5 protein-coding genes are annotated in these 4,945 nt (G+C 70.0%); all 5 read right to left on the minus strand.

Annotated features, from left to right (window positions below; genetic code table 11):
• Positions 1 to 154: 154 nt before the first annotated feature.
• A complete protein-coding gene (locus tag ELR45_RS27925; RefSeq protein ID WP_129669248.1) occupies positions 155 to 1,258 on the minus strand; it encodes an XdhC family protein in 1,104 nt (367 codons plus the stop codon).
• A complete protein-coding gene (locus tag ELR45_RS27930; RefSeq protein WP_129669249.1) occupies positions 1,251 to 2,177 on the minus strand; it encodes an amidohydrolase family protein in 927 nt (308 codons plus the stop codon). The genes ELR45_RS27925 and ELR45_RS27930 overlap by 8 nt, the downstream gene beginning before the upstream one ends.
• Positions 2,170 to 3,381 (minus strand): vWA domain-containing protein, encoded by a 1,212-nt coding sequence (locus ELR45_RS27935; RefSeq protein ID WP_165368165.1) that lies wholly within the window; start codon positions 3,379 to 3,381, stop codon positions 2,170 to 2,172. Before ELR45_RS27935 ends, ELR45_RS27930 begins: the two co-directional genes overlap by 8 nt.
• Complete coding sequence (locus ELR45_RS27940) at positions 3,368 to 4,234, minus strand: AAA family ATPase (RefSeq protein ID WP_129669251.1); 867 nt, start codon at positions 4,232 to 4,234, stop codon at positions 3,368 to 3,370. The genes ELR45_RS27935 and ELR45_RS27940 overlap by 14 nt, the downstream gene beginning before the upstream one ends.
• Positions 4,234 to 4,945 (minus strand): molybdopterin cofactor-binding domain-containing protein (locus ELR45_RS27945; RefSeq protein ID WP_205857399.1); only part of this gene is annotated, 712 nt, incomplete at its 5' end. The genes ELR45_RS27945 and ELR45_RS27940, both read right to left, overlap by 1 nt.

Raw genomic sequence — 4,945 nt, forward strand, 5'->3', positions numbered from 1 at the left:
GTGCTCCATGTGGTCCGGCCTGTGCTCTGCGCGCAGGGGGGTGTCGTGGTAGCCGTAGGTGAGGATGAAGTGGGCCATGAGTGGTCCTTTCGATGAGAATCGGTGGTGCGGTCAGGTCCGGCGCAGGTGCCGTACTCTCTTCTCGGGTGACGGTTCAGGTAGAGGCGGGTGCGTGGATCGGCGTGGCGGTGTCGGTGAGTGCCCGGCCGGACCCGCCCCAGGCCGTGGCGATCAGCTCGGCCGCGATCGACACGGCCGTCTCCTCGGGGGTGCGGGCGCCCAGGTCGAGCCCGATGGGAGACCGGAGCCGGGCGAGGGACTCCTCCGAGACGCCCTCGTCGCGGAGCAGGCGGAGCCGGTCCTCGTGGGTACGTCGGCTGCCCATCGCCCCGATGTACGCCGCGGGCGTCTGCAGTGCGGCCACGAGGAGGGGCACGTCGAACTTCGGGTCGTGGGTCAGGACGCACAGCGACGTGGACCGATCCACCTCGGCGCGTTCCAGGAAGCGATGGGGCCAGTCGACGATGATCTCGTCCGCCTCGGGGAAGCGGGTGGCCGTGGCGAAGACGGGACGGGCGTCGCACACGATCACGTGGTGACCGAGGAACTTGCCGATCCGGGCCACGGCCGAGGCGAAGTCGATGGCGCCGAACACGATCAGGCGCGGTGGCGGGGCGAACGACTCGACGAAGACGGAGAGCTCGTCCTTGCGGCGCTCGCCGTGCGAGCCGAGGGTGATGGTGCCGCTGGCGCCGCGCGCGAGGAGCCCCCGACTGTGGTCGACGACGGCGTCGGTGAGCCGGCCGTCACCCAGCCACCCGAGCACGTCGTCGGGGGTGACCAGGACGTGCCGACCGATGCGGTCGCCGGCCACGACGGTCGCCACGCAGATCGGGCGTCGTGCCCGGACGGCTTCGGCGATCTGCTCGATGACGGTCCGTCGCTCCTCGTCGGCCGGCTGGATGAAGATGTCGAGGATCCCGCCGCAGGTGAGCCCGACCGAGAAGGCGTCGTCGTCGGAGACGCCGTACCGGACGAGGCGCGGCTCGCCGGACGCGATGGCTTCCCGGCACTCCTCGTACACGGCGCCCTCGACGCATCCCCCTGACACGCTGCCGATGACCTCGCCGTCGGTGCGGACGGCCATGGAGGCGCCCGGCTGACGGGGCGCTGAGCTCCAGGTGCCGACGACGGTGCCGATGGCGAAGGTCAAGCCGTCGGCCATCCAGCTCTCGAGGTTGGGGAGGATGTCACGCACGGGGCTCTCCGAGTCCGTAGACCCTGCGGGCCGTGCGGGAGAAGACGTCGGCCTGTTCCTCGGCGGTGCGGTGACCGACCGCGCGCTTCCACGCGTGGGTGAGCTCCGGCATCGAGGTCCACAGCTTCTCGACGGGGAAGTTGGTCCCGAACATGGCGCGCGACGAGCCGAAGCTCCCGAGCACCTCGTCCGCGACGAACCGGAGCAGCTCCACGTCCACGCGGTGGACGAACGTGCCCTGGCCCGTGAGCTTGACGACCACGTTGGTGCAGGCCGCGAGCTCCCGGATCCCCGCTCGCCACTGCGCGAGCACCTCCGGGTCGTCGCGGTCGGTCAGCATGCCGGCGTGGACGAGCACGAACGCGACGTCGGGGTTCTCGGCGACCAGCTCGGCGGCGTCGTGCGCCTGGCCCGGGAAGACCTGGAGCTCGAAGAGCCAGCCCAGGTCGCGCAGTGCCGAGATGTTGCGACGGAAGACGGGGTCCTTCATGCGGTCGGGGCTGTCGGCGAACCGGAACTCGGGGCGCTCGTGCCAATGCAGCTGCAGGCGCGTTCCCACCACCAGGGGGCTCAGCGCCTGCTGGGCGAGCATCACCTCGACGGCATCCGGGGAGAAGAGGTCGGCACAGCCCACCATCGCCGTGGGCCATCCGGTCTGCTCGTGCAGCTGGGCGATCCAGCGGACCTCGTCGACCACCCGGTCCATCGGCCAGTTCGGCTGGACGTACACCGAGGTGCGGATGCCTGCCGAGGTCGCGTCCGCGCGGTACTCCTCGATCAGGTAGTCACGCTGGATGGGTTCGTAGGGACCGAAGATCCTCGGCACCATGGGCCCCGAGAGCCAGGGCATGTCGTCCCGACGCCAGACGTGATGATGGGAGTCCACGACGTCCCCGGTGTACAGCGATCCGTCAGGCATGGAATTCCTCTCGAAGGCGTGTCTGCGGCCCGCGGCCGAACCCGTGTCGTACGTCGACCAGTGCCGTCGCCAGGTCGCGGACACCAGCCAGGGTGTCGAGGTCACCGAGCACGGCCGCCATACCGCGGGTCAGCGGCCGGTAGTCGGGGTCGCAGGCCAGCGGCGACCACCAGGCCAGCTGGTGGGCCAGCTGCGAGAGCCGGTGGACGGACGCGGCCATCGCCGTGCAGTCGCCGCGTTCGAGCCCGTCGGAGAGGACCACGACCAGGGCGCCGCGGGCCATGGTGACGAAGTGGGCGTCGAGCAGGAACTCCTGCAGGCTCTCGCCGATCAGGGTGCCTCCGTCGGCGTCCAGGACGGTCCGGGCGAGGGCGCTCAGGGCGGTGTCGACGTCGCGGATCCGGAGGGTCGGGGTCACCCGCGTCAACCGGGTCCCGAAGGTGAAAGCCTCGGCTCGGTCACACGTGCCGACGACGGTGTGGGCGAACCGCAGGTAGTCGGGGCCGTACTGCTTCATGGAGCCGGACACGTCGACCAGCAGCAGGATGCGCCGTTGCCGCGAGGGCCGATGACGCCACCGGAGCTGGACGATCTCACCGTGCGTACGACGCGACTCGAGGTACACCGCCCTGAGGTCGACCCGGTGGCGCCGCGTGCCGGGGACGCGCCGGCGTGACCGGGTTCTCGGGACCGCGCGGGTGAGCTCGCCACGGATCTGCCGCATGAGCTCGAGGGAGCGAGCATCGGTCGCGGCGAACCGCTTCGGGGTCTCCGGGCTGGTGCGGCTCGCCATGAGCCCAGAACCCCCCGCGTCGTCGACCACCACGTCCTCGGCGTCGTCCTGACCTGAGGCGCTCGTCGGCTCCTCGTCCTGGTCTTCGCTCTGGTCGGTCTCGTCCACCGGCTCATCGGACGCCACGAGCGCATCGGACGTCGTGCCGAAGAACCGCTGGAACACCTCGTCGTAGGCGTGCCGGCCGGACTCCGACGTCACCAGGCTGGCCATGCCGACCCAGTAGAGCTGTCCGGTGGTGGAGGGTGCGATGGTGTCGATCCCGGCGAGGAAGTCCCGCTGCTTGTTGGCAGGCACGCTCAGCCCCTGGGCGTGCAGCTCGCGGAGGAACCCGAAGAGGTGGTCCTGCGTGCGCGAGACGATCCGCGGCTCCGGCACGGTCTCAGCGCCGCGAGCGTCATCGATCGTCATCGACGAAGACCTCATCTGCATGCGTCGTCACCAGGACGACGTCCTCCTCGTTCTTGACCAGCAGTCCCAGGGAGGCCTGCAGCGCCTCGGTCCAGGCGGTGCCCTCCTCCCTCAGGGCGAGGGAGCCCTGGGCCCAGGCGATCGACTCGGCGATGCCGGGACGCTTCATCGGGCCCAGGGAACGCACGATGTTGACCGACCGGACCAGCTGCGTGGCGCTGCGTGCACTCAGGCCCGGTGCATGGGCCTCGACGATGGCCCGCTCCCGCGCGGGGTCCGGGAACGGGATCCAGTGGTAGAGGCAGCGCCGCTTGAGCGCGTCGTGCAGCTCGCGGGTGCGGTTCGAGGTGAGCACGACGACGGGCGGCACCACAGCGGTGACCGTGCCGAGCTCGGGGATCGTGATCTGGAATCCGTCGAGGAACTCCAACAAGAACGCCTCGAACTCGCTGTCCGCCCGATCGATCTCGTCGATGAGGAGCACGGCGCCCTCCGGGCTGCGCAGTGCCCGGAGCAGCGGCCGCTCCAGCACGAACTCCTCCGAGTACAGGTCGCCCACCGCCGCGCCCTCGACCTCCGCCGTGCGCAGGCTGAGCAGTTGCTTGGGGTAGTCCCACTCGTACAACGCCTGCGAGGCGTCGATCCCCTCGTAGCACTGGAGACGGATGAGCTCTCTGCCCAGCAAGTTCGCGAGCACGTGGGAGATCTCGGTCTTCCCGACCCCGGGCTCCCCCTCCAGCAGCAGCGGTCGCCCCAGGGCGATCGCCAACCGGACGGCGGTCAGCAGCCCCTCGTCGGCGAAGTACTTGCGCTCGATCAGCCGGCGACTGATCGTGTCGTGGTCGAGCGGCATCACGCGGCCGGCTCACCGGCGCGCAGCGCATCGAGCCCACGCAGGATGGACTCGGGGGTGAACGGCATCGTCGTCAACCGGACGCCGCACGCGTCGAAGATGGCGTTCGCGATGGCCGGGATCGGCGCGTTGGCGGTCATCTCGCCGATGCCCTTGGCGCCGAAGGGGCCGTTCGACGCAGGACGTTCGAGAATCACGCTGGTCTGCACCGGGGTCTCGGCAGGACCGGGCATCAGGTACTCGCAGAAGTCGATCGGCCCGTGGGCCCGCGAGGCGGGGTAGTAGGGCTCGGTCGACTCGAAGATCGCGTGGGAGACACCCATCCAGGCGCCACCCTCCACCTGCTGGGTCGCCATCGCCGGGTTCAGGGCGCGACCGATCTCGTAGGCGTTGTGCAGCGACAGGACGGTGACGACACCGGTCTCGTCGTCGACCTCGATCTCCGCGACGGTGCACGCGTGCGCCTGGCAAGAGTCGGGATCCATCTCTCCGGTCTCGGGGACCGGATAGCTCCGCTCCTTGAGGAAGATCCCGCGTCCGGAGATGGTCCTGCCGTGCTTGAAGTGAGCCGCCAGCGCGATGTCCTGGACGTGGATCTTCGTCTCGGAGCTTCCCTTGAGCCGCACGTACCCGCTGCCGTCGGTCTCGAGGTCACCCGCGTCCACCTCGAGCTCCTCAGCAGCGACCTCCAGCATGACCTCGCGGGCCTCG

It is taken from the genome of Phytoactinopolyspora endophytica (assembly GCF_004138495.1).
Taxonomy (GTDB): Bacteria; Actinomycetota; Actinomycetes; order Jiangellales; family Jiangellaceae; genus Phytoactinopolyspora; species Phytoactinopolyspora endophytica.